We start from the raw sequence: 26866 nt of genomic DNA on the forward strand, positions 1-26866 counted from the left end.
GTTGCGGACTCTTGTATTAATCGTGCTCTCTGGTTATGTTAGCCAATTATACTTTTTTGTCTCAAACCCGAGGATGCTTGCGTAACCTCATCTGTTAACCCGGCCCGGCATGTGAAAAGCTTTTTACCGCTCAGGCATTTTCTTGTCTGTATATTCTTGCAGGTTGCCGCTCTGTCGTCCGTGTCGTTTGGTGCGGAGGCCCGTGACAGCACGTCAACTACGAGATCCTCACGCGTTTCGGAAATGCTCGACAGCCTGGTGACTGCCACCTATTTTCAGGATGAGCGGTTTTCATCTGGAGGAAAGCCTGGGGCTTTTGAGTATCTCCCCAAAGAGTTCATCCCTCAGTTCAGTGACTCGGTTTACGCGTCAAGAATTGCTGCGCTTGCCAGCAAAAGCCGGTTCAATCTGGTTTATAATGATCATGTAAAAGGCTTTATTCGTCTTTATGCCGTTGACAAGAGGAAAATGGTATCGAAGGTGCTTGGCCTGACCCATATCTATTTTCCGCTCTTTGACGAAGTGTTCAGGCAGTACAATATCCCTCCTGAAATGAAGTACCTCGCCATCGTGGAGTCTGCACTGAATCCCACAGCGGTGTCTCGGGCTGGTGCCCGTGGTCTTTGGCAGTTCATGAGCGGTACGGGCCGGATGTACGGCTTGCAATCCTCTTCGTTCATCGAGGATCGCTACGACCCCACAAAAGCGACCGTGGCGGCTTGCAAGTATCTTCGTGATCTGTATGACATGTTTGGCGACTGGTTTCTCGTTCTCGCGGCATACAATGCCGGGGCGGGTAACGTGCAGAAGGCTATCAGGAGATCGGGCGGTGCGCACGATTACTGGGAGATATGGCCATACCTGCCGCAGGAAACCCGCGGTTACGTTCCTGCATTCATCGCGGTGACCTACGTCATGAACTATTACCGCGAGCACAATATCCGCCCGGCCCAACCGGGCTATCTCTATTCCGAAACCGGCAGGGTGCCGGTCAGTCAGGCGCTCACCTTCGAACAGCTCAACGAGGCTCTCGGTGTGCCGATGGAGGATATCAAGTTTCTCAATCCACAGTACATAGCTGGTCTCATACCGGCTCCGGAGTCCATGCCTAACATGATCACGCTTCCGAAGCAATACATCCAGCCGTTTCAGCGGAAAGAGCAGGAAATCTATGCATACCGGCCTGAACTGGTTGCTGAAAAGGAGCGCCTTTACACCATGGTTCGGGAAATCGATCGCCAGGACGAGGTAGTCAGCAGTGGCAGGGGCAAGAAGGTGCATATGGTGCGGAAAGGTGAGACGATTGCCAGTGTGGCCCGCACCTATGGCTGCTCGGTCAGTCAGATTATTGACTGGAACAATCTGAAAAGCTCCAGCTTGAAATCCGGACAGAAGCTGGTAGTCTTCAAGGCCGTCAGCGAGCGGGGATCAAAAAAATCATCGGTCTTGAAGATCAAGGGTAAAAAAAGCAAGCTGAAAGCAAAAGCAGCCAAGGGTTCTGCCAAGAGCAAAGCGGCCAAAAAGAGCAAGGGCGGCAAAAAGACCGGTGGAAAAAGTGAGGCGAAAAATAAGCGGAAGTAACGCAACCAGAACGTCGCCGGACGGCATCGCAGATCGTTGGTGTTCACGAACGAAATCAGCGATAGTTTAACAGTTGTTCTGCTTGTCATTGCCAGTTTTTTTTATCTTAAGCATTCAATTTTCGCGCGCACCGTTTGTCCAGTTTTTTCTGGGGTACAGACAGTTTTTTTAACCACCAACAAAGGGTACTTAACACAGCGTATGCGTAATATCATTTTCACCGGTAAGGGCGGTGTCGGCAAAACTTCAGTTGCGGCAGCGACTGCCTTGAAAGCAGCAGATATGGGTTACAAGACCCTCATCATGTCGACCGATCCGGCTCATAGCCTTGGTGACTCTCTTGACATAGAACTTGGGCCTTCGCCCGTCAAGGTCGCGGAGAACCTTTGGGGACAGGAAGTGAGCGTTTTCGGCGACCTCAACCTGAACTGGGATGTTGTTCGCGAGCATTTCGCTCACCTGATGGCTTCGCGCGGCATTGAAGGCGTTTACGCCGAAGAGATGGGTGTGCTTCCCGGTATGGAGGAGCTGTTTTCGCTCTCCTACATCAAGCGCTATAACGAAGAGCAGAAAGATTTCGACCTGCTGGTCGTTGACTGCGCACCGACCGGCGAAACTCTCCGCCTGCTTTCGCTGCCGGAGACCTTCGGCTGGTTCATCAAGATGATCCGCAACATCGAGAAGTACATGGTCAAGCCGATGATCCGCCCACTCTCCAAGAAGGTCAAGAAACTTGACGATTTCGTGGCTCCCGAAGAGGTCTATGAAAAGGTGGACAACCTCTTCTCCTCGACCGAAGGCATCATCGACCTGCTCGCAGACGGCACCAAAACCACCATGCGCCTTGTGATGAACCCTGAGAAGATGGTCATCAAGGAGTCGATGCGTGCTCTGACCTACCTGAACCTCTACGGCATCACGGTTGACCGTATCACCATCAACCGCGTCATGCCCGACCAGAGCCCCGACCCGTACTTCCAGCAGTGGCGCAACATCCAACAGAAGTATATCGACCAGATCAACAGTGCCTTCGCGCCGATTCCGGTTGCCGAAGTGCCGCTGTTCAACAACGAGGTGGTCGGTCTGGAGATGCTTCGCAAGGTCGGCGAGAAGGTTTACGGAGACGAGAACCCCCTCGATATCTTCTTCAAGGAGGATCCGATCAACATCACTAAAATTTCCGATGGCCACTACAAGGTTCGAGTGAAGCTGCCGTTCATGGAGAGCATGGGTCTGGAGCCGAAGATCATGAAGCTCGGTGATGACCTGACCATCCGTATCGGCGACTACCAGAAGATTGTGGCGCTTCCGATCTTCCTGGCTGGCATGGAGTCCACCGGCGCTTCGTTCGAGAGCGGCTGGCTGAATATCGACTTTACCAAGGAGTAACAGGCTCCTTTCTTTCATAGCCTATTTGGAGGAACAGGAGAACCTGCCGGTGTGGCAGGTTTTCCTGTTTGTGGGCTTGCCTGAGTGATAAGAAATTTACACGCGCAGCCTCCAGTTATTTTGGCTGAATTGTTATCTTCCAGACATAGTTAATTGACGATTTTTCTGAGTACTACGAATGCAACAATTACAGGATTTACGAGTTTCAAGAATCATTACTCTTACCTCGCCAAGGGCACTAAAGGAAAAATTGCCCGTAACGGAGCATATTGCCGATACGGTCTGCAAGGCCAGGCATGAGGTTGAGAATATTCTGACCGGCAAGGACAATCGCATGTTGGTCATCGTCGGGCCTTGCTCTATCCATGATATCAAGGCAGCACGCGAATATGCTTCGCGCCTTATCACCCTGCGTCAAGAGCTCGAATCAGAGTTCTGCATCATCATGCGGGTCTATTTCGAGAAACCGCGGACGACCATCGGCTGGAAGGGGTTCATCAACGATCCTCATCTCAACGATACCTACGATATTGAGCACGGCCTGTTCCATGCTCGCAAGCTCTTGATCGAGCTGAACGAAATGGGGCTTCCTGCCGCTACGGAGTTTCTTGATCCGATCTCGCCGCAATATGTGGCTGATCTGATCAGCTGGGCAGCCATTGGTGCACGCACTATCGAATCGCAAACCCATCGCCAGATGGCCAGCGGCCTCTCGATGCCGGTCGGTTTTAAAAATGCAACCGACGGACGTCTTCAGGTTGCCATCGACGCCATTCGTTCGGCCATGCACCAGCACAGTTTTCTGGGCATCGATCAGGATGGGCACAGCAGCGTCATTACGACCAAGGGTAATCCCTTCGGGCATCTTGTGCTGCGTGGCGGCTCCAGCAAACCGAACTACGATGCTGACAGCATCGCCCAGGCCGAAAAGCAGCTCAGGAAAGCTGAGCTGACGCCGTATCTGCTGGTTGATTGCAGCCACGCCAACTCTGGCAAGAAATTCGGCAACCAGTCCAAAGTCTGGGCTGATATTCTCGCCCAGAAGGAGCATGGCAACATAAGCATCGTGGGTGTTATGATCGAGAGCAATATCTGCTCCGGAAACCAGCCTTTCCCGGTCGATCCTGGCCAGCTGCAATATGGCGTCTCGATCACCGACGAGTGCGTCTCTTGGGACGAGACCGATAGGATGCTTCGGGATGGAGCCGCATTCATGAAGCGGGTTCGCTTGAAAGCCTGATGGCTCAGCCGTCAGATATTTTTATCAACCATAACTTTTCAGCATTGCAATGAACATCGATAAGCTTGTCTATGCAGTTGCCGGATTCTTTGTTCTGGCCAGCGTTCTGCTTTCTCAATATCATGATATTCGCTGGCTCTGGTTCACTGGTTTTGTCGGCCTGAACCTTTTCCAGGCAGCGTTTACCGGTTTCTGTCCGCTTGCCAAGATTCTCAAGGCTGCAGGTGTGAAACCGGGTCATGCATTTGAATGATCCACATCGGAGGGCAGGAGTCCATTTTTGTAACGGGATTCCTGCCGCTCAATCCACCATCTCACTATTCCATTCACAATCATGAGCATCGAAATCAGGCGGGTCAATACCAGCCATGAGCGCAAACAGTTCATCAAGTTTGCGTGGAAGGTGTACAGAAAAGACCCTGAGCTGAACAGGAACTGGGTGCCTCCGGTGATTTCGGACTACATGAAAACCCTCGATACCGAGCGCTATCCACTCTATGAACATGCCGATCTGGCGATGTTCACTGCCTGGAAAAATGGTGTGATGGCAGGCACAATTGCCGCAATTCAGAATCGCCGCCATAACGAGATTCATTACGACAAGGTGGGATTCTGGGGCTTTTTCGAGTGTGTGAACGACCAGAAAGTCGCTGATGCACTGTTTGAGGCCGCGGCGATGTGGCTCAAAAGTAAGGGACTTGACACGATGCGCGGGCCCGTAAGCCCGTCCATGAACGACCAGTGCGGCATGCTTACCAAAGGCTACGACAGCCCACCGGTGTTTCTGATGCTTTACAATCCGCCGTATTACAACGAGCTTTGTCTGAACAGTGGTCACAAGGTCGGTCAGGAGCTGCTTGCCTGGTATATCGACCAGAAGATGATCGATATCAGCCGCTTGAGCCGCATCGCCCAGCACGTGCTGAAGCGCGAGGGGCTGACCGTCCGCGACATGGACATGAAGAACTTCGACAGCGAGGTTGACAAGATCAGGGAGATTTACAACAAGGCGTGGGAGAAGAACTGGGGCTTCGTGCCGATGACCGACAAGGAGTTCGACTTCATGGCCAAGAGCATGAAATCGGTTGCCGATCCTCACTTTATCTATTTCGTCGAGGACAAGGATGGCAGGGCCATCGGCTTTTCACTCTCGCTACCTGACATAAACCAGGCGCTCAAACATGTCAACGGCAATCCTTTCACACCGTGGGGGCTGGTCAAGTTCCTCTGGTACAAGCGTAACATCTCGATGTTCCGCACCATCACGATGGGCGTGCTGCCGGAGTACCGCAACAAGGGGATCGACAGCATCCTGAACGCGCGCATTTCTGAGTACGGTGGCAAATACGGCCTGTTTGCCAGCGAGATGAGCTGGGTGCTCAAGTCTAACGAAGCGATGAGCAAGCTTGCCAAGGTGATCGGTGGCATTCCGTACAAGGAGTACGTGATTTACGAAAAGGCTATCTAAGACTTTCTCTGGTGGAGTGAGTGGACGTGTCGTTGACGGGCTGGAAAAAGAGTGATGGTATCAGCAGCTACCCGTGCCTGTAACAAAAAAGGAGCCTAAAGGCTCCTTTTTGTTAACCTAACAAAGAACGTTTCCACACTCAGAACGAGGCCATGAAGACCAGGTAAGACTGTTCGGTATCCGGGTTGTAGATAGCCGAAGCAGTGTAGCGGTCTTTCGACACGGCAATACCGGTGTTGACCAGGGCAAGTTTCTTGCCTTCGCCGTCACCATAGTAGCCTTCGTTGCCGAGACCTGCGGTTGCTTTGGCAGTGTAGCCATTCTTATCGTAAAACTTGTAGTTGGCTTCGCAATACCATGCGTTGTCGTAGTCGTTACCGGCGACGAATACGCCAGCCATGAGGCCGATGTTCTCATAGCTGTAAGCTGCACTAACTTCGATGGTGTTAGCTCCATCATCCCGGAAGTCGAATACACCACCGTCATCGGGATTATTGTTTGCAGGATCAAGATTGTAGTCTGTCACGGCAAGAGTGACTGGGCCTATTGGCATGCTGATAGTAGCATCGACTTCTTTGTAGCGATAACCGTCGTCCGAATTAAGGCCATAAGAGCCCCACAAGCCGATGCTAAGACCATTTTTGAAGGTATAAGAGAGGTTCGGCTGAACGTTTACCGAATTGTCTGCCTCGTAACCTCTCCAGATATAGCTGCTGACGACGTCTGCGCCGATTTTAAAGCCTTCATCGGCCATTGCGTTGCTTGAGCCGAACCCTGCGAACAGTACTGCAGCGAGAGCAATCAGTTTTGCTGTCTTTTTCATCGAGAATAACTCCTTTGTTGTGGTGTTATGGTTTGTGTGTTGTCGAGAGGTGGCCTCCCCGTCAATAGTGAAGCCACCTGAAAGAACGATCGTATGTGTTATCCGATGGCGGCGTTTCCTTTTTCCTCGGTTCTGATCCGGATGCATTCGGGCAGGTCGAAGATAAAAATTTTTCCATCACCAATCTCACCGGTTTTCGCGCCTTTGATGATCGCCTTGACCGTGGCGTCAGCGAACTCTTCATTGACGGCGATCTCGAGTTTGACCTTTTTCAGGAGGTTGACCTCGCTCGGTACGCCGCGATAGATCTCTGTGTATCCGCCCTGTGCACCGCATCCGAGAGCGTTGGTCACGGTCATCTTGCGAACCCCGGCGTCGGCGAGACTTTTTTTCACGTCCGGCAGCTTGTGGGGTTGTATCATTGCTACGATGTATTTCATTGCTTGTGCTCCGTTTAAATGCTTTACTGGGTTGTGTAGATATCGAAGCCATAATAAGCTTCTTCTTCATGTTCTGAAATATCGAGGCCTTTTATCTCCTCATCCTTGTGGACGCGCAGGATACCCATAGCCTTGAGGATCAGGAACAGCGCCATCATGGTGACGAATCCCCAGAACGGCACAACCAGTGAACCGACAAGCTGGGCAACCATCGGCTGACCGCCGAAGATCCATGCAGCCACACCGCCCCAGATACCGTTCAGACCATGCACAGGCCATGCACCGACCGGGTCGTCGATTCTGAGCTTGTCGAGCAGCATGATACCGAGCACGACAAGGATACCACCGACGCCTCCGATGACGAGCGAAGCATTATAGGAGACCACGTCGCAGTTGGCCGTGATGGCGACCAGACCGGCAAGCATACCGTTCAGTGCCATCGTGAGATCAGGCTTCTTGAAGAGGCCCCAGGCGAAGATCATGGCGACCACAGCACCAGCGCAGGCCGCGAGGGTGGTGTTGACCGCGATCTTCATGACAGCGGCGGTATTGTCGCCACCAACGATGGCAAGCTGGCTGCCGGGGTTGAAGCCGTACCATCCAATCAGGAGAATGAACACACCAAGGGTGCTGAGTGCCAGGTTGTGGCCAGGCATGGCGTTTGGCGAACCATTCGCGTTAAAGCGGCCGATGCGCGGGCCGAGCACGATGGCACCAGCGAGACCGGCAAAACCACCGAGTGCGTGCACCAGAAGCGAACCGGCGAAGTCATGGAACCCGAGCGCTTTCAACCAGCCACCGCCCCAGAGCCAGAAGCCGCTGATGGGGTAGACAACAGCCGAGATGACTGCAGAATAGATCAGGTAGGCTCTGAACTGCATCCTTCCTGCAACGGCGCCCGAGACGATCGTGGCGGCCGTGGCGGCGAAGGCAACCTGGAAGAGGAAGTCAACTGCAGGATAAAGCGTGCCGCCTGCGATTTCAGGCATGGCCGTGCTGATGCCAGGGCCGCCAAATCCGAAGAATCCTCCGCTGAAGGCTTCACCAGGATACATCAGGCCGTAGCCGACGAAATAGTAAATGATACCGCCGATCGCCATGTCCATAAGGTTCTTGAACAGGATGTTCACGGCGTTCTTGGCGGAGTTCAGTCCGGTTTCAACGAGCGCGAAGCCGGCCTGCATGAACAGTACCAGCACGGCACAGATGAACAGGAAGAAGTTGTCGATGGCGAACGCATTGACGGCATCAGGCGTCGGAGTTGCCGCCTGGATTGGCGGACTGAAGGTTGCCGCTGCCAGCAGGAGGCCAGCGGCAATCGCTCCGGATTTCGACAGAAATGATTTCATGATCTGGAACAGTTACGGTTGATAAAAAAATAAAGCCGGCTGTGTTGTGTAGCTTGAGTTTTTTAACTCATTGCATGTTTTTAATATAAAATTTTAATAAAAAAACACAAAACCGTAATAATAATTTAGTCGATGAATAATCAATATCTAAAAAAGTAAAGGGTTTTGTGGGGGGCTGCTTGTGTGCTTCCCTTGGTTGCCGTATTTTCAACAACAGCTCTTTTAATGCCGTAAAGCCTAATACCATGAGCTATTACTGGCTGTCATTGCCCTCAATGATCGAAGAACTTCCCCGGCTTCGTGATTGTATCGGCGCTATTGCTCGCATTGAGGGATACAGCGATGCATTCACCCCGGAACTTGAATTAACTGTCCACGAGGCTTTTGTCAACGCTGTCAGGCATGGCAACCATGACAACTCTGCATTTTCGGTTACCATAACGCTTGAGGCTGGAGACGTTGATGGTGAGCAGTTTCTGGAGGTCAGAATCAGGGACTGCGGCGAGGGGTTCGAGCCTGTTCGCGCCATGACATCGATCTGTTCAAGCCGAACAGTCCAATCATCTGGCGGGCGTGGTCTCTATTTTGTAAACCGGTTTGTCGAAAGCTTCAGGATCGAGCAGGCGCTGGGTGGTTGTGTAGTGGTATTGCGTTATATTCCTTATTAATCAATAACGAATGATTGTTTAACCCTTTAACGATCTGCTGACCATGTATCTTTCCCGCAGTGCCGAATGGAGCGCTCTCGAGTCACACTATCAGGACATCAGCCACCAGGCGATGATCGATCTGTTCAGTACTGATCCGAACCGGCATGAACGCTTTTCTCTTTCATTCAATGCCATTCATCTCGATTATTCCAAGAACAGGATTACGGCCCGTACCAAAGAGCTTCTCCTGGATCTTGTTCGCCGCTCGGATATAGAAAAGAAGCGTCGGCAGATGTTTGAAGGGGAGCAGATCAATTTTACCGAACATCGCTCGGTGCTGCATACCGCTCTCCGGCGGCCGCCAGGATACACCATGACTGTCGATGGGGACGATGTCGCTTCCGAGGTTTCGGATGTGCTCGACCAGATGAAAGCGTTTTGCAAAAAGGTCATTTCCGGTGAGTGGAAAGGCTATACCGGAAAGCGGATCACCGATGTGGTCAATATTGGCATCGGCGGTTCGGATCTCGGCCCCTACATGGTTACCGAGGCATTGAAGCCCTTCGCTCACGGAAAGCTGAAGGTACACTTTGTTTCGAACGTCGATGGCTCCCATCTGGTTGAAACTCTCCGGGGGTTGAACCCAGAAACGACGCTTTTTATCATCGCGTCCAAGACCTTCACCACGCAGGAAACCCTTGCCAATGCTATGAGCGCCAGAGCGTGGTTCCTGGTCAAGGCGGGCAACCGTTCACATGTCGAGAAGCATTTCGTCGCTGTCTCCACAAACCGCGAAAAGGTCGAGGAGTTCGGCATCAACCCGGCCAACATGTTCCGCTTCTGGGACTGGGTTGGCGGGCGTTACTCGCTCTGGTCGGCCATCGGCTTGTCCATCGCGCTCTATCTCGGTTTCGACCGCTTCAGCGAGCTGCTCGCCGGCGCTCGCGCCATGGATGAGCACTTCCTCGGCGCTCCGCTCGAACAGAACATGCCGGTGATTCTCGCCATGCTCGGCATCTGGTACAACAACTTTTTCGGAGCGCACTCGCAGGCGATCATTCCCTACGATCAGTACCTGCACCGCTTCCCGGCCTATCTCCAGCAGCTCGACATGGAGAGCAACGGCAAGCGCGTTGACCGGGCTGGTCACGAAACCGATTACGCCACCGGGCCGGTGATCTGGGGTGAGCCGGGTACCAACGCGCAGCACGCCTTTTTCCAGCTTTTGCACCAGGGGCCGGAGCTCATTCCGGTCGATTTCATCATTTCGCTCAAAAGCCAGAATCCGGTTGGCGAGCATCACGACATGCTCGTGGCCAACTGCTTCGCGCAGTCGGAAGCGCTCATGCGGGGCAAGGGTGAGGCCGCGGCGCGCGCCGAGCTCGAAGCCGCAGGCTACTCGGGCCATGACCTGAAGGCGCTTTTGCCGCACAAGCTCTTTCCCGGCAACCGGCCGACCAACACCATCGTGCTCACCGAGCTGAACCCGTTCAATCTCGGCAGCCTGATTGCGCTCTACGAGCACAAAGTGTTCGTGCAGGGGGTGGTGTGGAACATCAACTCTTTCGACCAGTGGGGCGTGGAACTCGGCAAGCAGCTCGCAAAAGCGATTCTGCCGGAGTTCGAGTCGGACAGCCCGGTCGAAGGTCATGATGCTTCGACCAACGCGCTGGTCAATCGCTACCGGCAGTTCCGTAAAACACAACAGCCGCCGAAACGCGATCAGCTTACTTTGTTCTGAATAAAAAGGCAGGCTGGCTATGCGGTGAAAACCTGAGCCAGCCTGCTTTTTCCTTTTCTCTTTTCTTCAGTTTACAGCCTCAAGATTTGTTCTCAAAGGCCGTTGCGTTTGAAAATAATATCCACACTGCTCTTGAGCTTGCCCTGAATCGTCTCCGCGCTGAAGAGCTTGTTGATCTCTTCGGCGGTGATGTGCTCGAGGATTTCCGGGTCATGAATCACCAGTTCCTTGAGCTGAATCTTCTCTTCCCAGCTCTTCATGGCGTTGCGCTGCACGAGGCGGTAGGCATCCTCGCGGGTGAGGCCCTTGCCGGTGAGGGCGAGCAGCAGTGTCTGCGAGAGGGTCAGGCCGTAGGAGGTGTCGAAGTTCTGCTCCATGCGCTCCGGATAGACGAGCAAGGTCTCGATCGAATCGCGAAAAGTGCGCAGCATGTAAACGAGCGCGATGGTCGAGTCTGGCATGATGACGCGCTCCACCGAGGAGTGCGAAATGTCGCGTTCGTGCCAGAGGGCGACATTTTCCATGGCGGCGATCGAGTTGGAGCGCACCACGCGAGCCAGGCCGGTCAGGCGCTCGAAGGTGATCGGGTTGCGCTTGTGCGGCATGGCGGAGCTGCCCTTCTGGCCCTTGCTGAAGAACTCCTCGGTCTCGCGAACCTCGGTGCGCTGCAGGTGGCGCAGTTCAGTCGAGAACTTCTCGATGGATGAAGCGACGATGGCCAGCGTCGTAGCGTACTCGGCGTGGCGGTCGCGCTGGAGAATCTGCGTCGAGATCGACGATGGCTTCAGGCCGAGCTTCTGGCAGACGGCAGCCTCGATATCCGGTGACAAGTGCTGGTAGGTGCCGACTGCACCCGAAATTTTGCCCACCGAGATGGTTTCGAGCGCACGTTTCATGCGTTCGAGGTTGCGCTTCATCTCCTCGCGCCAGAGCAGGAGCTTCAGGCCGAAGGTGGTCGGCTCGGCGTGAATGCCGTGCGTGCGGCCCATCTGGAGGGTGTATTTGTGTTCGACGGCCTTTTTAGCGAGCACCTCGATGAGTGACTCGATGTCGGCCACGATGATCTTGCCTGCGTCGCGCATCTGCATGGCCAGGCACGTATCGACCACGTCCGACGAGGTGAGGCCTTCGTGGATGTACCGTGATTCGGGGCCGACATAACCGGCGACATTGGTCAGGAAGGCGATGACGTCGTGCTTGGTCTCGTTTTCGATGATGAGAATCTCTTCGACGTTGAACTTGGCTTTCTCTTTAATGGTCGCAAGGGCATCAGCCGGAACGATACCGGCTTCCATGCGTGCTTCAACGGCGGCGATTTCAAGTTGCAGCCAGCGTTCGAATTTGGCTTCATCGCTCCAGATTGCGGAAATGTCCTTCGGCGAGTAACGTGGTATCACTGTGGTTCGGTTTTGGTTTTAGTTTCGGGTAGTAATTAATATAGTTCTTGGCACTTCAAAGGCATGGAGAAAAGGGCCCACAGGAGCAGAGTGAAAAAACTTTCATGCCTGGCCTTTTTCCTGCATTTCGCGGTACACTTGCTGAACGTAATCAAGCGCAGCCTGGCGGTCGTAGGGAATATCGCCGTCGATGATGGCGTTTTCCATGCGCGATTTGATGATGCCGATCGTTCGACCCTGCGGGAGGTTCAGCAGCTCCATGATGTCAGTGCCACTGACCGGAGGACGCCACTTTGCCAGCAGGTCTTTTTCGCCAACCTCGGCAATTTTCTCCTCGACATTGCTGAAGTTTTTCATGATGCGCTGCACCTTGCGCGGGTTCTTGCTGGTTACGTCCGCGCGGCAGAGTGTCATCAGGTCGTCGAGGTCCGGCCCGGCGTCGAACATCAGGCGTCGCACCGCCGAGTCGGTGATCTCCTCCTTCGAGAGCGGAATCGGGCGGTGGTGCAGCCGCACCATTTTCTGCACGTACTCCAGCGGCTCCAGCGGCCACTTCATCGCGCGAAAAATCCGAGCCACGAGCTTGACGCCAACCGCCTCGTGGCCGTGGAATGTCCAGCCGCTGCCGGGGTGGAAGCGCTTGGTCACCGGCTTGGCGATGTCGTGGAAGAGGGCGCTGACCCGCAGCCAGAGCTTGTCTGAATGCTCTGCGAGGTTGTCCACCACCTGAAACGTGTGGAATAGCGTGTCTTTGTGCCCTAGCCCGTCCACCTGTTCGATGCCCGCCATGACGGCCAGCTCGGGGATGATCTCCTTCAACAAGCCGGTCGAGTAGAGAATTTTCAGTCCGATGGAGGGTTTCGAAGCCTCCATGATCTTGAGAAACTCGTGGCTGACACGCTCGCGCGAGACGATCTGGATCCGGCTGCTCATGGCGCTCATCGCGTCGAGCGTCGCTACGTCGAGCTGGAAGTCGAGCTGGCAGGCGAAGCGGGCGGCGCGCATCATGCGGAGAGGGTCGTCGGAGAACGTTTGTTCAGGATCGAGCGGCGTCTTGAGCAGTTTTTCGCGGATGTGTTGCTGCCCGTCGAACAGATCGACCACTTCGCCACGCTCTGTGCGGTTCAGGCGCAGGGCGAGCGCATTGATTGTGAAGTCGCGCCGGGACAGGTCGTCCTCCAGCGTGCCGATACTCGTGATCGGCTTGCGCGATTCAGGGTTGTAGCTCTCCTTGCGCGCGCCGACGATTTCGAGTTTGAAGGTTCCTGCCTTCGGGTCGTCCAGTTCGAGCTGCGCGGTGCGGAAGCGCTCGAAGAGCACGAAGTTCCGCCCCCCGAGCTTTTCGGCAAGGGCGTGGGCGAAGGGCACCGGCTCGCCGATGACCATGATGTCGATGTCGGTGCAGGGACGCTGCATGACGAGGTCGCGGACGTAGCCGCCCACGATATAGCAGGAGAGTCCTGTCTCGTCGGCGAGGTCTCCGATGCGCTCCATGATTTCAGGAATGGCTTCGTGTGCTCTTGTCAGCATTCGGTCGTCGGTATCGTATTCGTCAGGTCGGGATTCAGTCAAGGTCTGCCGTATTTTTCCGGATTTCATCGGTGATTTTTCCGGCCACCATCAGGGCGCGGCGTCCCTCTTCGGAGGTGACTTTCGCCGGTTTGCCTGTGCGGATGGCATTAATGAACTGTTCGAGCTCTTCTTTCAGTGCGTTGATTTTCGGAACGTCGGGGCTGACGTAATCGAGCGCCATGTCCTTCAGTGAATCCTGAATTTCTCCGAACTGTTCCAGAATCTTTTTCGTCGCGAAATTTTTGATCGGGTTTTTCGAGGAGAGCTGATCGGGCCTGACCAGACGGAACACCTCCGACTTGCCGCTGGTGAAATCGAGCGAGGCGTAGCTTTTCGGGTTGCGGGTGAAAAAGCGCATTTTGCGCAGCTTGCTCCGGCTGAGTCGGCTCGCTGTCACGTTGGCGATGGCGCCGTTCTCGAACTCAATGCGCGCCGTGGCCATGTCGAGTTCGTTCGAGAAGACCTTCACGCCCGAAGCCGTGATGCTGCGGATGTCAGACTTGATGAGCGAGAGCACGAGGTCGATATCGTGGATCATCAGATCGAGGATCACCGATACGTCGGTCACGCGGCGTGAAAAGCCGCTCAGGCGCTCGGCCTGGATGTACATCGGCTCTCCAATGTAGGGCTCGACGGCAAGCAGTGCCGGGTTGAAGCGCTCGATGTGGCCCACCTGGATGGTCAGTTTCTTTGCTTTCTCGATGCGGATCAGCTCGTCAGCCTCCCCCAGAGTTGTCGTGATCGGCTTCTCGATGAAGAGGTGCAGTCCTGCTTCGAGCAACTGCTTTGCAATGGCGTAGTGCGAGCTGGTCGTTGTCGCGATCACCGCGGCGTCGCACGAAGCGGCCAGCTCCTCCAGCGTCGAGAAACACGCTACACCGTATTTTTTGCCGATCTCCTGCAACCGCTCGGGGTTCAGGTCGAACACGCCGGAAAACTCTACGTCCGGGGCTTCGGCGGCAATCTGTTTCAGAAGATTGGTATGAAATTCGCCGAGCTTGCCGACGCCAGCAACGCCTATGCGCATGGGGTTCTCCTTTTCAATTCAGGCAGTTTATTCAGCTATTTCCGTAGTCGGCTCGAAAGCCTCGATTTCATATTTGAACAGGGTCATCGAAATGAAGGTGCCGACCACGGTCAGCGCACCGGCCACGTAGTACGGCATGCGGTGGTCATATCCGTACAGAATGCTGCCGCTGAACGGGCCGAGAATGCGGGCCAGCGCGTTGACCGACTGCGCGAACCCCATGATCTGGCCCTGCTTCTGCTTGTAACTGTAAAGCGAGATCATCGAAATGTTGAGCGGATTGACCAGGCTGGTGCCGATGGCGAAGAAGAGCAGGATGGCAAGGCCGACCGTGAAGAGCGAAGTGACCGGGATGAACGGAATGAAAAAGACGCCGATGAACGAGGTGATGTGACCCAAAACCATCAGCTTGTGCTCTCCATATTTGCGGGTCATCTTTGGCAGCATCACCCCTTGCACGATAACGGTAAAGAAACCTACGTAGGCGAACAGATAGCCGACCTGCTGCTCGGTGGCATGATAGACATCGCTCCAGAGAAGAATGGCCGAAACCTGCATGTTCACGATGGCCAGCGTATAGATGAAGTTGATGATCATCAACAGCACCACCGGTCGGGAACTGAAGGCGGCGGAGATTTTTTCCATGTAGGCGCTGCTCTTGCGGGACAGGGAAGCCAGCAGGGAGTTGTTGGCATGACCCACCGATTTCGGGTTTTTTCTGAAAAGCGACAGGAAGCCCTCGGCGTGAGGATTGGTTTCGTTCAGCAGAAAGAACGCCAGGGTGAAGTTGATGAAGTTGAGGCCGGCGGCGAACAGACCGACCATCGAGATGCCGAAATTGGTCATCAGCACGCCGCCGACGAGCGGGCCGATGATGAAGCCGATGCCGAAGGCCGCGCCGAGCATGCCCATTGCGCCGGACCGGCTTTTCGAGTCGGTGACGTCGGTAATGGCTGCCTGCGCCGCTGCGATATTGGCCGAGCCGATGCCCGAGAGCGAGCGGGCCAGAATCAGCAGGGGAATGGTGACCGCCTGCGAGAAAAATACATAAGAGATTGAAGCCAGAAAGATGCTCGACAGCATCACCGGCCGACGTCCGATCTTGTCGCTCAGCTTGCCCCAGATCGGCGAAAAGATGAACTGCATTGTCGAGTAGATAGCCGCGATCAGGCCGATCATGAAGGGCGACGCGCCAAGCTCCTTTGCATAGGTCGGCAGCAGCGGCAGCACGATACCGAAGCCGATCAGATCGAGCAGTACTGTCAGGAACAGAATGGCCAGCGGAGATTTCTTCATGAAGGGCAAGCCGTTAGGTGAAGCGGAAAAAGCCCAAAATACAAAAATCGCCTGCCATGTTGAAACGCGGCGTCAAGATTGTGGGCGCTCCGGAAGTCGTGCGAAGTTTTCCTTTGTGCCGGGCTCGATGTTTGGTGTCGCACTCAGTATTCCCGCGTCCGGCGAAAGGGGGCGTTGTGATTTTATTGTTTGTTATTTCCATAAATTTCGCAAGACTTTGCAGGGCTGAACGTCCAACCTCAGGGTCGACACTGCGCGTAGCGAGTCCCTGGACAAGCGGCTGACTGATTGCCGCTCCAGCCCTGTGTCGCCTTTCGATATCGATACTTTCAAATAAAACAAACCATAACTGATAACGCAGGGGAGTGCGGATGAAACGAATAGTTCTGTTTTTGATAACCAACATTGCGGTATTGCTGGTGTTGTCGGTCAGTGCGCGTCTGCTGGGCATCGACAGATTCCTGACCAGTAACGGGCTGAATATGGGCATGTTGCTGGCATTCGCAGCCCTGATCGGCTTTGGCGGCTCTTTCATGTCGTTGCTGATGTCCAAAACGATAGCCAAATGGAGCACCGGCGCGCGGGTTATCGCACAACCGGCAAACCAGGACGAAGCATGGCTCGTGAACACGGTGAAGCGGCTTTCCTCAAAAGCCGGGTTGCCGACGCCTGAGGTGGCTATCTATGATGGCGCGCCCAACGCCTTCGCTACCGGCGCGAGCAAGTCGAGGTCGCTGGTCGCCGTTTCTACCGGACTCTTGCAAAGCATGAACAAGCAACAGGTCGAGGCAGTGCTCGCTCACGAGGTTGCCCACATCCAGAACGGCGACATGGTGACGCTCACCCTGATTCAGGGCGTGCTCAACACCTTCGTGATCTTTCTCTCCCGCGTCGCAGGTTATGCGATAGACAGTTTTCTGCGCAGGGACGACGATGAAGGTGGGGTTGGCATCGGCTACATGATTGGCAGTATCGTTTGCGAGATACTGTTCGGCATTCTTGCTTCCATCGTCGTGATGTACTTCTCGCGCAAACGCGAGTTCCGTGCGGACGCAGGGGCGGCTTCGCTGATGGGTGATCGCCGGCCGATGATCGAAGCTCTCCGGGCGCTGGGCAGCCTCGAAGCGGGCCAGTTGCCAAAACAAATGGCGGCCAGCGGCATCACCGGCGGCGGAATCATGGCGCTTTTCAGCAGCCATCCGCCACTCGAATCGCGAATCGCCGCGCTTGAAACCGCTCGCTGAAGCGGTTGAGCGTCGATGATCGATACGGCAGGGGGCGTTCCGTAGTTTCGGGACACCCTTTTTTTATTGTTCCCACTCGCGATTGCGATTACGTTGCGCTTCGGCTGCGCAGCGGTTATTTTGCTCATCACTGATATTTCGATTCAACACCACGTTTATGAAACGCCTCAAGCCCCTCATCGCATTTTCAGCTTTTTCGATTGTTTTGCTGACGATGCCTCTCGGTCACGCAGCCGTCATCGTTCTGCAAAGCGCGCTTGGCAGGGAGCACGTCGCCTTGGCCGGAGTGCTGCTCGGCATTGCAGGAAGCGGCTTGCTGATTGCGGGACTGTTTACATCGAAAGAGCTGATTGCAACCATGCTCGGCATGTTCGGCGCTCTTTTCGTCTGGTCTGGGTGGATCGAGATCGGCTTCGAGTACTACGCCCGCCGTCTTGGCATCGCGCCTGTGATGGCGAACGGCGAAGTGGTAACCCGGGCTGAATATCTGCTCATGCCCTCTTCGGTCGGATTTTTTGCAATCATCATGCTCTACTACCTGTTCGGTGTTCGTTCGGGATGCAGATTTTTCCTGTGGTTTCAGCGCCTGTTGCGTTTCGATTCCCGGCTTGGCCAGGCCCGCTCGTCCCGGAACGTGGCCATGATCACCTTCATGGAGTTCAACGTGCTGTTGTGGGGCTTTTATCTGCTGCTCCTGTTTGCCTACGACGATAACTTCGCCGGAGACCGCCATCCCGTAACCTATTTTATCGCTTTCGGTTCGCTGTTATGGTCGGTGTTGCTTTTCGTCAAACTCCTGAAAATCAGCAATCTGGCATACGCCATCCGCTACGCGATCCCGACAGTGCTCATCTTCTGGAACTTCGTTGAAATCCTCGGCAGATGGAATGTTTTCACCGAAATCTGGATCCAGCCGTCGAAGTATGTCATCGAAATCGTCTTGATGACTTTGGTGCTGTTGATTCTGATGCTTTCTGTTCTGTTCGGCGCGAAAGGGAAGCAAAAGAGCGAAGCAAATCGGGGGTGATTTGGGATTGATTCTTGGAATGGCAGGATTGTTGGGGCGGGATGAGGAGTTGATTTCAGCGGTGTAACGATTGATGAGAAAATCAATTTGAAATCATTATTATTGATTGGATAAGCAGATTAAAAAAAATAAGTGATATTTTATTTTAATGTTGATGCTTGAATTTTAATGAATATAACAATGATTACTCGTTTAACGCTTCGGAATTTCAAGAATGTTCAGGAGCAACAATATGATTTTACACAGTTCGACCTTTTGGTTGGTAGAAATAATAGTGGGAAGAGTACCGTATTACAGGCTTTAGCTATCTGGCAGTATTGTATAGACGAATTTCATCGTTCAAATAGAAGCGGCACCAAAGGGATTCAGATTGTTCTGCCAAACTTTACTGCATTACCAGTTCCAGAGTTTAACTTATTGTGGCGGAACAAAACAGATCGAGAGTATCCTTTTGAAGATGGAAAGAAAAAACAGAAGTTTATTCTGATTCAGATAATAGTTGAGTGGCAAGTATCATTTGACAAAAGAGAGACGTTTGGTATAGATTTACGTTATCAATCTCCGCAGACGATTTATGCTATTCCCGAAGAAGGGTGGGGGCGTTTCAGGGAATTAGAAAATAATTTGCCAAGAATTGCATATGTCCCACCTTTTTCGGGATTGGACCCTATGGAGAAGTGGTTGGATGTCGCACCAATAAGACAACAGGTAGGAAAAGGCCAGCCTGGTAGTGTGTTGAGAAATTTATTGTTTAAAGTTAAACAGGATATACGCCGTGGTGATTGGGATGAATTAGCTGCTGTTGTGAAAAGATGGTTTTCTGTTGAGATATGTGAGCCTGACTATGACAAGCAGAAAGATGTGTATATAACTGTCGAGTATCGTCAAAACGAAAAAGAATTTGATATTATTTCAGGAGGAAGCGGATTTCACCAAACGTTGACTTTGCTTGCGTTTTTATATGGTTATAATCCGACGGTTATTCTCCTTGATGAACCTGATGCGCATCTTCATGTCAATTTGCAGCGTGAAATCCTTGACTATTTCAAACAAAAGTCTCAAGAGAAGAATATCCAGTTTCTTATTGCCACTCACGCGGAGGAATTTTCCCGTGGTGTCGATGCGAGCCAGATTGTTTCTCTTATGGGTCAAAAGCCAAAAAGGATAGAGTCTGTTCCAGAAATTATTCGGGCAATGGCAGAAGTCTCAAATGAAGAAATTGTCAGGACAATGGCCTATCCATATATAGTATATATAGAAGGTGAAAGTGATGAACGAATTATAAGAGCTTGGTCAAACGTTTGTGGTGCCGATGAAGTTATAGATAAGGTGTGTTTCAAGTCTATGAGTGGTGGGAGCAAACAAAAAATGAAGGAGTTGGCAGACGATCATTATCAGGCCTTAAAACAGATTGTTCCTGATCTGAGGAGAATGATCCTTCTTGATTATGATGAAGCTGAAGGTTATCACCCACGAAAAGACAATCAAGTGCTTTTCGAGTGGCAAAGAAAAAATATTGAGAATTACTTATTTGTTCCTGATGTATGGAAAAGAGTGGCTTTGGAGAAGCTTGGATTATCTGAGAGTGATTTGTTTTCAATGTCAATATTAAGTCTGATTGATGACTATTTTGAGTCTCAGAATCTTGTTTTGCCAAGGAAACAAAGCTGGAGAAATATATCTGCCAATGTATTTGCTGTGGTTGATGGTAAAAAACTGTTATTTGAAAAAGATGATTCGCTTTTCCATCGTTTAAGAAAAATAATCCATCGATACAGATCTTACGTGAAGAAATTGCTATTAATATGACGGAAGACGAGATCCATGATGATATATATGAGTTTATGGGAAAATTGAAATCATTATTAGATAAGGGTTGATTATTAAAATTTTTATAATAAAAAGATGTTGATCCGTTGAAGAAAGGATTGATAAAGTTGTGATGATTTTGTATTTGACCTCAAAAAGAATAAGTGTTCCACCAGCCACGTCGCATACACTTTTCAATGCCCGAATGGCTGGAGAGATATGCCAGCACATACGATCCATTGCCTTCGCTCGAAGCGCGGATGCGGTTTGTCATCGATGCGTCGCGGAAAAATGTCGAGGAGGGGAGTGGTGGGCCGTTTGCGGCGGCGGTGTTTGAGATTGGGTCGGGACAGCTGGTTTCGCTTGGAGTCAATCTGGTTTTTACTCAGAAGTCATCGATCCTGCACGCCGAAATGGTAGCTATCGCGCTGGCGCAAAAACAGTTAGATGCTTACGATCTTGGCAGCCCTGACATGCCTGCGCATGAGCTGGTGACGAGCACCGAGCCGTGCGCGATGTGTTTTGGCGCAATACCCTGGTCGGGTATCCGGCATCTTGTGACCGGAGCATTCTCCGAGGATGCCAAGGCGATCGGATTCGATGAAGGGCCAAAGCCGGAGAACTGGACAGAGGAACTCGAAGCCCGAGGCATTCGTGTTACCACCTGCGTTGAGCGTGAAGCAGCTCGCGAAGTTTTACAGCTCTATGCCCGGACGGGTGGTCATATCTATAACTCACGGAAAGGATGATGCTTGCGCCAAGCAGGTGCAGTGTCCGCAGGAAATCGAACTCCGAGCCTCCTTTTTTAGCCGGGTGCGTTTGAAAATCAGGCGTACTCTTTGTACTTATAACTGTAATCCGTGCAGCCAGTCTTACTCATTCGCTGTTCATGCGGGGAGGGGCATACATTCCTTAATCACAAGATGCTGATGCAAGTATGGGAATGCGAACCGAAGAGGAGCGGGATCAGTGTATCGATATGCTCATCGCCCGGGTGCAGGAGCTTGAAGATGAAGTCCTGCGGTTAAAAAAGCAGCCGGATGCGGGCGCACCTGCGGTTTCAACGCTGAAGGACGAGCATGCCCAGACGACAGGGGCGACGTCAATTTCTCAATCTCAACGCCCGAAAAGCTCCAGAACATCTTCATCGGCCAACCTTGAAAATGTCATCGGTACCCGCTGGATTGGCACGATCGGCATTGTCGCCGTCATTCTCGGCGTGGCCTTTTTCCTCAAATACTCCTTTGACAACAACCTGATTGGCGAGGCTGGGCGGGTGATGCTCGGCATCGTTGGCGGTATCGCTTTTCTTGCAACCGGCGAGTACCTGCAAAAACAGAAAAACCTCGGGCGCTATGCGCAAGTACTCAGCGGCGGTGGTTTGGCTGTGCTCTATCTGTCTTTTTATGCGGCATTTACGCTTTTTCATCTGATTCCCGCTTTTCTGGCGGCAACCGGCATGGTTGCGGTCACAACAGTCGGCATGACGCTCTCACATCGTTATTCGGCATATGCTCTGGCGCTGGTTGCACTCGCGGGCGGAATTCTGACTCCGGTCGTGCTGTCAACCGGCGAGAACCAGCCACTCCTTTTGTTCAGCTACACGCTGCTGCTTGACGCAGGCACTCTTATTCTGCTGCGTTTCCGGCAGTGGCCGTCACTCGCCGCCGTTTCGCTCTTCGGCACGGCACTGCTCTACGCGCTGTGGCACGAGGCATATTACACCGTCGATCAGCAGACGATGGCTTTCGTTGCCGTCATGGTGTTTTTTGTGGCTTATAACCTTTATATCCAGCTCTTCCGCATTCGTAAGGATTCTGAATCGACAGCCGATCATCTGGTCATTTTTGGCTCCGGGCTGTTGTTCTTCATGGCGGTTTTTGCCCAGCAGGAATTTGCCTATACCTGGCCCCTGAGGTTTTTTGCCCTGATGCTTGCCGGTATCGAGATCGGTCTGGCCATATTTGCCAGTCACCGTTCAGGTGGGACGCGCATGGTTGTCGTGTCATACACGGCATTGTCCGTCGTGATGACTGTTATTGCAACGTTCATCTCCCTTGAACAGCGGTGGGTTCTGGCGGCGCTCTCGACTGAAATGGCCGTACTTGGCTGGTGGGCGTTCAGGCTCAATCTGCCGGCTTTTCGCTGGGGTGCATATCTGCTTGCCCTTGTTGTGCTGTTGCGGTTTGCGCATGAAGCCGCATTCCACGCCGGGCCTTTTGAACAGTTCATTCCTGTTTTCAACAAGCGTTTCCCGGGTTGCGCAACCGCGATAGCCGCTTTTTATGTGCTGCTCTATGCCGGTTCACGGAACAGGAATATCCTCAGCGTCAACGAAAAAAGCGTCAACGCCATCATCTTTTTCATCACCCAGGCGTTGTCGCTGCTCCTGATTTCCCTTGAGGCTCATGATTTCTTCTATCTCGCGGTTACCGGCACCGATTCTCCGGTTTATGCCTGCCAGATGTCTCTTTCCGTACTATGGGCACTCTATGCTTCGTTCCTGACAGGAATCGGTATCGCCAGACGGATTCGCAGGGCCCGTATTCTGGGCATCGTGATTCTCGGGGTTGCGGTGCTGAAGGTGTTTTTGATGGATCTGTCGTTCCTCGAACCTGTGTATCGCATTATCTCCTTTATCATTCTGGGGGTGTTGCTTCTTGCCGTCTCTTATGGCTACAACCGCTTCCGGCATATCATTTTCGGAGAGGATCAATCATGAAAAAACATCTCCTTCAGCTACTGGTTTGCCTGATGATGCTCCTTCATGGAGCCGCAGGAATGTGCGCGACGTTCAATGACCGTCTGTGGGAAAAGTATGCGGAGATCACATTGCCGGAGGGTGGAGGTAACGGCTCTCTTGTCGCGATGCCTCTCGACATTTACCGTCTTGAGGGTATGAACGCGAACACTCCCTTCGCCGATCTCCGTGTGGTGAACAGCAGGAAGGAGGAAATTCCCTGGCAGATCGTATCGAAGCGCCCTGATACGCGGCAGGAGGTGGTCGGGTGCCGGATGAGCAATCTCTCTCTGACAGCAAATGGCGATACCTGGGCTGAGTTTCTTGTCGATGTGAACGGTGCCGCAGTGAACGCCGTGCGGATTATCACGCCGGATACCAGCTACATTCGTCAGGTTGAGGTTCTTGGAAGCCGGGATGGCAAAGCGTGGCAGACGCTTCGCAAGGACGGGGTGATTTTCGACCTGGAGAAGGGCGAAAAACTGAAGAACGACCGCATATCCGTTCCGGAAACTACCTTTTCCCATCTTGCCATCAGAATAGCCAACAGCGGAAAAAGTCCGTTGAAGATCGCCGACGTCAGGCTGTTCCGGCTCAGGAACTCTGCGGGGGAACTCTATATGATTCCGGCAAAAACAGGCCAAACGGAGTTCGATGATTCAAAAAAAAGAGCAGTGTCGTTGTCCGGATGGAGAAGATTTTCCCTGTTGATCGACTGGTACTCAACACTCAAGAGACCAATTTTCAGCGCTCCGTCACCGTTGAGGCCAAAAACAACAAAGGCTTATGGGCGCCGGTTGCCGAAGGGGTTATTTACAGCTTCAACTTGCCAGATATGCACTCTTCCCAGCTTTTTATAGCGATACCGGGGATTTCCGCCAGGGAGTTTCGACTGGTTTTCCGGAATCACGACAGTCCGCCGCTCACCATCAGCAGCGTTTCCGGAGAGGGGTACCGGAGGGTACTGGTGTTCAAAACCTATCCCGACCACAAGCTTTTTCTCTTCTGGTGCAATCCGTTGGCTGAAAACCCACAGTACGATCTTGCCGGAGCCGTGACGCCCGAGGCAGTGGACAAACTGCCGGTTGCAGTGCTTGGTGAGGAACACGAGAATCCTTCATTCGCCGGAGCTAAGGCCAGGATGCCCTTTTCCGAGCGTTACCGGTTTCTGCTCTATGGTGTGGTCGTGGTTGCCATAGCGGGGCTGCTGCTGTTGCAGTACCGGGTGTTCAGGCGGCTGCCTGCCGACGACACGAAGCCGAAATCCTGAAGCGACACCTTCCCCTCGCTTTTGATTCCTGATTACGATTGCCGGTTCTGTTCTGATAGCGTGGTGAAGCGGGACAGGCGAGGCCAGCCGGGGCGGTTTGTGATCCGTCCCGGCTTTTGCACGCTCAGTGGTTTGTCTGCTGTGCGGCCATCTGCTCGAAGAACTCGCGCAGGCGGTGGGTGCCGTACTGCGGGGCGACGGTGTCGTTCTTGCTGACCGTGGTGGCAAACAGCGCGATGTCGTGGATGTCGCGATTGATGAAACCCGTCACGGCGGCAATGCCGTCAGCGATCCACACCGGCAGCTCGATGTTGAATGGCTGTTTTTTGACCACATCGGAGGCCATCATGGCAACCTGCCTGTAGGTGAAAATCTCTGGCCCGCCCGCGTCGATCTCTTTGGCCTCTCCTTCGGCAGCATCAACACACACCTTCGCCAAGTCGGCGCCGTGGATCGGATTCGAGCGCGTCTCGCCATCGCCGAGTGAGAACATGAAGCCGTTGCGCGCCATGTTCAGAAACTGCGCCATGTCGGAGAAATAGCCCGTGGGACGCACGACCGCATACTCTAGCCCAGATGCCCGCAGCTCGTCCACGAACTTCTCGTGCGCCTGGATGTTCTCGATCTCCATCATCTTCTGCGCGTTGAACACCGAGATATAGACGAACTTTCTCACCTTCGCTTTCATCGCCTCGCGCATAATGTTCAGGTTCGCCTTGTAATCCACATCGAAGCTCGAATGCACGAAATCGGGCCGGGTCATGCCAAGCGACGAAAACACGATCTCGATGCCGTCGCACACTCCGGCGAGGCTCTCCGGCTTCGTGGCGTCAGCGGTCACGATCTCGTCGGCGAGTCCAGCGATGACCGGTTCGAGATGCGGGCCGGGCTTTTTGGCCTTTTCCGGATCGCGCACCAGCGCACGCACCCAATAGCCGCGATTCTTGAACTCCTGCACCACATGGCTCCCGATATAGCCGGTCGAACCGGCAACAAGCACTTTTTTCATGGTTCGTGAGGGTAAAGGGTTGACAGAAACAAGCTCTTAAACCTAACCAGCGATGCCATTACAACGTGCCCTCAAAACGCTTTCATCTTTTTTACCTCTTTTCTCCAGCAGTGAAACAGGATGTGCCCGGCGTAGCCAGCGTATTCAGTACCGAGGATGGCGCGTGCCTTTTCCTGCAGAACGCGGTAATTCTTTTCGGTCAGGCTGTGGCGGGCCTCTTCGATGCCGAACCACTCCCAGAGGTACTGTTTGACATGCGTGTCAATCGGGAAGGCGTCGAACCGTCCAAGCCCGAAAAGGGCGATGCAGTCAGCGATTTTCAAGCCGATTCCGCTGTGCACGCACAAGGTTTCGCGAAGCGTTTCAAGGTCACATTGACCCGAACCGACGCACGCCAAGGCCAGTTTGCCAGACTCGAAAGAGCGTGCTATCGAAATGATGTTTGCTGCCCTTATCCGGTTGTTATTCGTGCATACGGCCAGTTCATTCGGGTCAGCAGACGCCAGAGCTGACGGGGTAGGGAAGCCATAAAAAACCATCTTACCCTCTGGTAACTCCAGCATGATCTTTTGCCCATACCGTTCAGCAATCATGGATACCTGGCGGCGAATCAGGTGCATGCCTATGCCCTGAGCGCACATGAAGGTAACCATTACTTCAAACGGATCCTGCCGCATGACCCGAACTGAGCTGTATGGATGAGCAAGTTTCCAGACTTGAGGGAATTTCTCTTTAAACCTTGATGAGAATACGGTTTCCTCTTGAAAATCAAGAGAGAAGAAGTGCTTTAAAAAAGCATTGACTGGCATACCAGCAAGCTCTTGATCGGTGCAGAGTACTTCAAGAGTGTCAGAATTAATCTCACGTACAAAAATAATAGAGCTGTTGATTACTGTAGAGTAATAGCTCTTTAAAATCTCACTTAGATTCCATCTAAAGCTTTGTCCGCTTAGTACTGTATCTTGCAAGTTAAGTCTTGAGTCTTTGCTCAGTGATGATGCGTATATTCTGTTATGTGTAATCATAAATATAGATATTAATATGAATATTCATATTAAAGTTTAATGTTTTTTAGAGTTTTTTAATTTGTTAAAATGAAATAAGATAGATCATGTTATCTGATAAGATATTTATTGTTGTTATTGTTTGATAAAATTGCTATTAATCTTGACTGCTTGTTTTTTAAAAAAATCATTAAAATAAATTAATTTATTTTTGATGCCTTGTTTTTAAGATAGTTTATTATGTTTATTGATTTTTGTATTATTATGTTTTGTTATTCAAATTATTTCTTGTTTAAATTAAGATAATCTGTGTTTATAAAATCTATTTTAATTTTTTATAGTGGTCTGTTAAATTTTTATTTATTGTTTTAATGGTGAGATAGTGGTTGGTTTAAAATTTGTGCTTGTTTTCTGTTTTGTGGTTTTTAAACCTGGCTAAACCTTTTTATGAAACTTTCTGCCTTGGCTTCTTTTGGTTGTTGTTTTTTGACTGGTAAAATCATTATGCGCTTTCGTTAGAATTGTCTTATCTGGGAGAGCTGAGCTTGATAAACGGGTCAATTACCGTCTCCTTGCTGCTTTATTTTCTGATCCTGAACAGATTCAGTAATCACGTTGGATGGCTTTATAACTCGGAATGTGAATGAATTGGTCAGAGTGTTTGCCGCCAATCTGATGCTGTGACCTGGCTCAGGAACAGCTTGCCGGTGACTCTTGAACAGCAGTCTACGCTTGTTTCTTGAGGCTTTGAATAATGAAGAACAAAAACAGATAAGCGGTTGCAACAGTT

23 protein-coding genes and 1 pseudogene are annotated in these 26866 nt (G+C 52.3%); 15 read left to right on the plus strand and 9 right to left on the minus strand.

The window, feature by feature from the left end; translation table 11 throughout:
• The first annotated feature begins 243 nt into the window (after window positions 1-243).
• The 5 genes from NY406_RS04070 (at window position 244) to NY406_RS04090 (ending at window position 5678) form a co-directional block, all read left to right on the plus strand.
• Window positions 244-1581: a lytic transglycosylase domain-containing protein gene (locus tag NY406_RS04070; RefSeq protein ID WP_260633460.1), complete on the plus strand. Its 1338-nt coding sequence runs from the start codon at window positions 244-246 to the stop codon at window positions 1579-1581.
• 201 nt (window positions 1582-1782) lie between these two features.
• Window positions 1783-2970, plus strand: coding sequence for an ArsA family ATPase (locus NY406_RS04075; RefSeq protein WP_260633461.1), 1188 nt, complete (start codon window positions 1783-1785; stop codon window positions 2968-2970).
• Between the two features lie 178 nt (window positions 2971-3148).
• Complete coding sequence (locus tag NY406_RS04080) at window positions 3149-4210, plus strand: 3-deoxy-7-phosphoheptulonate synthase (RefSeq protein ID WP_260633462.1); 1062 nt, start codon at window positions 3149-3151, stop codon at window positions 4208-4210.
• Between the two features lie 49 nt (window positions 4211-4259).
• Entirely contained in the window at window positions 4260-4463 is a 204-nt protein-coding gene (locus NY406_RS04085) for a DUF2892 domain-containing protein (protein ID WP_260633463.1), read from the plus strand.
• Window positions 4464-4544: 81 nt separating this feature from the next.
• Window positions 4545-5678 carry a GNAT family N-acetyltransferase gene (locus NY406_RS04090; protein ID WP_260633464.1) on the plus strand — a complete coding sequence of 378 codons (1134 nt, stop codon included), beginning with the start codon at window positions 4545-4547 and terminating at the stop codon, window positions 5676-5678.
• A 139-nt stretch (window positions 5679-5817) separates the two neighbouring features.
• On the opposite strand, the gene NY406_RS04095 is transcribed toward NY406_RS04090, so the two are convergent.
• From NY406_RS04095 to NY406_RS04105, 3 genes are all read right to left on the minus strand, one after another.
• On the minus strand, window positions 5818-6501 hold the full coding sequence (locus NY406_RS04095; RefSeq protein ID WP_260633465.1) for a TorF family putative porin: 684 nt from the start codon (window positions 6499-6501) through the stop codon (window positions 5818-5820).
• Between the two features lie 98 nt (window positions 6502-6599).
• Window positions 6600-6941, minus strand: coding sequence for a P-II family nitrogen regulator (locus NY406_RS04100; protein WP_260633466.1), 342 nt, complete (start codon window positions 6939-6941; stop codon window positions 6600-6602).
• A 23-nt stretch (window positions 6942-6964) separates the two neighbouring features.
• Window positions 6965-8290 carry an ammonium transporter gene (locus NY406_RS04105; RefSeq protein ID WP_260633467.1) on the minus strand — a complete coding sequence of 442 codons (1326 nt, stop codon included), beginning with the start codon at window positions 8288-8290 and terminating at the stop codon, window positions 6965-6967.
• 245 nt (window positions 8291-8535) lie between these two features.
• On the opposite strand from NY406_RS04105, the gene NY406_RS04110 reads away from it, so the two are divergent.
• Window positions 8536-8958: an ATP-binding protein gene (locus NY406_RS04110; RefSeq protein WP_260633468.1), complete on the plus strand. Its 423-nt coding sequence runs from the start codon at window positions 8536-8538 to the stop codon at window positions 8956-8958.
• A gap of 43 nt (window positions 8959-9001) precedes the next feature.
• Window positions 9002-10681 carry a glucose-6-phosphate isomerase gene (pgi, locus tag NY406_RS04115; protein ID WP_260633469.1) on the plus strand — a complete coding sequence of 560 codons (1680 nt, stop codon included), beginning with the start codon at window positions 9002-9004 and terminating at the stop codon, window positions 10679-10681.
• A gap of 92 nt (window positions 10682-10773) precedes the next feature.
• On the opposite strand, the gene purB is transcribed toward pgi, so the two are convergent.
• The 4 genes from purB to NY406_RS04135 all read right to left on the minus strand — a co-directional run bounded on the left by purB (window position 10774) and on the right by NY406_RS04135 (window position 15973).
• Window positions 10774-12078: an adenylosuccinate lyase gene (gene purB / locus NY406_RS04120; RefSeq protein WP_260633470.1), complete on the minus strand. Its 1305-nt coding sequence runs from the start codon at window positions 12076-12078 to the stop codon at window positions 10774-10776.
• Between the two features lie 102 nt (window positions 12079-12180).
• The gene (locus NY406_RS04125) at window positions 12181-13608 is read right to left on the minus strand and encodes a CCA tRNA nucleotidyltransferase (RefSeq protein ID WP_260633742.1); all 1428 of its coding nucleotides are present in this window, start codon (window positions 13606-13608) and stop codon (window positions 12181-12183) included.
• Window positions 13609-13642: 34 nt separating this feature from the next.
• Window positions 13643-14677 (minus strand): Gfo/Idh/MocA family oxidoreductase, encoded by a 1035-nt coding sequence (locus NY406_RS04130; RefSeq protein ID WP_260633471.1) that lies wholly within the window; start codon window positions 14675-14677, stop codon window positions 13643-13645.
• 27 nt (window positions 14678-14704) lie between these two features.
• Window positions 14705-15973: an MFS transporter gene (locus NY406_RS04135; RefSeq protein WP_260633472.1), complete on the minus strand. Its 1269-nt coding sequence runs from the start codon at window positions 15971-15973 to the stop codon at window positions 14705-14707.
• Here NY406_RS04135 and NY406_RS04140 point away from each other — a divergent pair.
• The 8 genes and pseudogenes from NY406_RS04140 (at window position 15972) to NY406_RS04175 (ending at window position 24063) form a co-directional block, all read left to right on the plus strand.
• A complete protein-coding gene (locus NY406_RS04140) occupies window positions 15972-16202 on the plus strand; it encodes a hypothetical protein (protein WP_260633473.1) in 231 nt (76 codons plus the stop codon). The two genes, NY406_RS04135 and NY406_RS04140, sit on opposite strands and share 2 nt — an antisense overlap.
• A gap of 142 nt (window positions 16203-16344) precedes the next feature.
• Window positions 16345-17217 (plus strand): protease HtpX, encoded by an 873-nt coding sequence (gene htpX / locus NY406_RS04145; RefSeq protein WP_260633474.1) that lies wholly within the window; start codon window positions 16345-16347, stop codon window positions 17215-17217.
• A gap of 157 nt (window positions 17218-17374) precedes the next feature.
• Window positions 17375-18244, plus strand: a complete 870-nt coding sequence (locus NY406_RS04150; RefSeq protein WP_260633475.1) for a hypothetical protein — start codon at window positions 17375-17377, stop codon at window positions 18242-18244.
• A 180-nt stretch (window positions 18245-18424) separates the two neighbouring features.
• Window positions 18425-20124: pseudogene (locus NY406_RS04155) on the plus strand (ATP-dependent nuclease).
• A 126-nt stretch (window positions 20125-20250) separates the two neighbouring features.
• Window positions 20251-20802: a nucleoside deaminase gene (locus tag NY406_RS04160; protein ID WP_260633477.1), complete on the plus strand. Its 552-nt coding sequence runs from the start codon at window positions 20251-20253 to the stop codon at window positions 20800-20802.
• Between the two features lie 188 nt (window positions 20803-20990).
• A complete protein-coding gene (locus NY406_RS04165) occupies window positions 20991-22775 on the plus strand; it encodes a DUF2339 domain-containing protein (protein WP_260633478.1) in 1785 nt (594 codons plus the stop codon).
• Window positions 22772-23653, plus strand: coding sequence for a DUF3999 domain-containing protein (locus NY406_RS04170; protein WP_260633479.1), 882 nt, complete (start codon window positions 22772-22774; stop codon window positions 23651-23653). The genes NY406_RS04165 and NY406_RS04170 overlap by 4 nt, the downstream gene beginning before the upstream one ends.
• Window positions 23629-24063, plus strand: a complete 435-nt coding sequence (locus NY406_RS04175) for a hypothetical protein (RefSeq protein ID WP_260633480.1) — start codon at window positions 23629-23631, stop codon at window positions 24061-24063. Before NY406_RS04170 ends, NY406_RS04175 begins: the two co-directional genes overlap by 25 nt.
• A gap of 124 nt (window positions 24064-24187) precedes the next feature.
• Here the strand turns inward: NY406_RS04175 and NY406_RS04180 are convergent, their stop codons facing one another.
• Complete coding sequence (locus NY406_RS04180) at window positions 24188-25072, minus strand: SDR family oxidoreductase (protein ID WP_260633481.1); 885 nt, start codon at window positions 25070-25072, stop codon at window positions 24188-24190.
• Between the two features lie 71 nt (window positions 25073-25143).
• On the minus strand, window positions 25144-26097 hold the full coding sequence (locus tag NY406_RS04185; protein ID WP_260633482.1) for a DNA-3-methyladenine glycosylase family protein: 954 nt from the start codon (window positions 26095-26097) through the stop codon (window positions 25144-25146).
• Window positions 26098-26866: the final 769 nt, after the last annotated feature.

This window comes from Chlorobaculum sp. MV4-Y, assembly GCF_025244685.1.
Lineage (GTDB): Bacteria > Bacteroidota > Chlorobiia > Chlorobiales > Chlorobiaceae > Chlorobaculum.

What these genes read in the sequence shown, in the direction of transcription:
- NY406_RS04070 (WP_260633460.1), top strand. Translation starts at nt 244, where the DNA reads ATGCTCGACAGCCTGGTGACTGCCACCTATTTTCAGGATGAGCGGTTT.
- NY406_RS04185 (WP_260633482.1), bottom strand. Translation starts at nt 26,097, where the DNA reads ATGATTACACATAACAGAATATACGCATCATCACTGAGCAAAGACTCA.
- NY406_RS04100 (WP_260633466.1), bottom strand. Translation starts at nt 6,941, where the DNA reads ATGAAATACATCGTAGCAATGATACAACCCCACAAGCTGCCGGACGTG.
- NY406_RS04175 (WP_260633480.1), top strand. Translation starts at nt 23,629, where the DNA reads ATGCACTCTTCCCAGCTTTTTATAGCGATACCGGGGATTTCCGCCAGG.
- htpX (WP_260633474.1), top strand. Translation starts at nt 16,345, where the DNA reads ATGAAACGAATAGTTCTGTTTTTGATAACCAACATTGCGGTATTGCTG.
- NY406_RS04140 (WP_260633473.1), top strand. Translation starts at nt 15,972, where the DNA reads ATGAAGGGCAAGCCGTTAGGTGAAGCGGAAAAAGCCCAAAATACAAAA.
- NY406_RS04165 (WP_260633478.1), top strand. Translation starts at nt 20,991, where the DNA reads ATGGGAATGCGAACCGAAGAGGAGCGGGATCAGTGTATCGATATGCTC.
- NY406_RS04180 (WP_260633481.1), bottom strand. Translation starts at nt 25,072, where the DNA reads ATGAAAAAAGTGCTTGTTGCCGGTTCGACCGGCTATATCGGGAGCCAT.
- NY406_RS04160 (WP_260633477.1), top strand. Translation starts at nt 20,251, where the DNA reads ATGCCCGAATGGCTGGAGAGATATGCCAGCACATACGATCCATTGCCT.
- NY406_RS04150 (WP_260633475.1), top strand. Translation starts at nt 17,375, where the DNA reads ATGAAACGCCTCAAGCCCCTCATCGCATTTTCAGCTTTTTCGATTGTT.
- pgi (WP_260633469.1), top strand. Translation starts at nt 9,002, where the DNA reads ATGTATCTTTCCCGCAGTGCCGAATGGAGCGCTCTCGAGTCACACTAT.
- NY406_RS04170 (WP_260633479.1), top strand. Translation starts at nt 22,772, where the DNA reads ATGAAAAAACATCTCCTTCAGCTACTGGTTTGCCTGATGATGCTCCTT.
- NY406_RS04135 (WP_260633472.1), bottom strand. Translation starts at nt 15,973, where the DNA reads ATGAAGAAATCTCCGCTGGCCATTCTGTTCCTGACAGTACTGCTCGAT.
- NY406_RS04095 (WP_260633465.1), bottom strand. Translation starts at nt 6,501, where the DNA reads ATGAAAAAGACAGCAAAACTGATTGCTCTCGCTGCAGTACTGTTCGCA.
- NY406_RS04085 (WP_260633463.1), top strand. Translation starts at nt 4,260, where the DNA reads ATGAACATCGATAAGCTTGTCTATGCAGTTGCCGGATTCTTTGTTCTG.
- NY406_RS04125 (WP_260633742.1), bottom strand. Translation starts at nt 13,608, where the DNA reads ATGCTGACAAGAGCACACGAAGCCATTCCTGAAATCATGGAGCGCATC.
- NY406_RS04105 (WP_260633467.1), bottom strand. Translation starts at nt 8,290, where the DNA reads ATGAAATCATTTCTGTCGAAATCCGGAGCGATTGCCGCTGGCCTCCTG.
- NY406_RS04075 (WP_260633461.1), top strand. Translation starts at nt 1,783, where the DNA reads ATGCGTAATATCATTTTCACCGGTAAGGGCGGTGTCGGCAAAACTTCA.
- NY406_RS04130 (WP_260633471.1), bottom strand. Translation starts at nt 14,677, where the DNA reads ATGCGCATAGGCGTTGCTGGCGTCGGCAAGCTCGGCGAATTTCATACC.
- NY406_RS04080 (WP_260633462.1), top strand. Translation starts at nt 3,149, where the DNA reads ATGCAACAATTACAGGATTTACGAGTTTCAAGAATCATTACTCTTACC.
- NY406_RS04090 (WP_260633464.1), top strand. Translation starts at nt 4,545, where the DNA reads ATGAGCATCGAAATCAGGCGGGTCAATACCAGCCATGAGCGCAAACAG.
- NY406_RS04110 (WP_260633468.1), top strand. Translation starts at nt 8,536, where the DNA reads ATGAGCTATTACTGGCTGTCATTGCCCTCAATGATCGAAGAACTTCCC.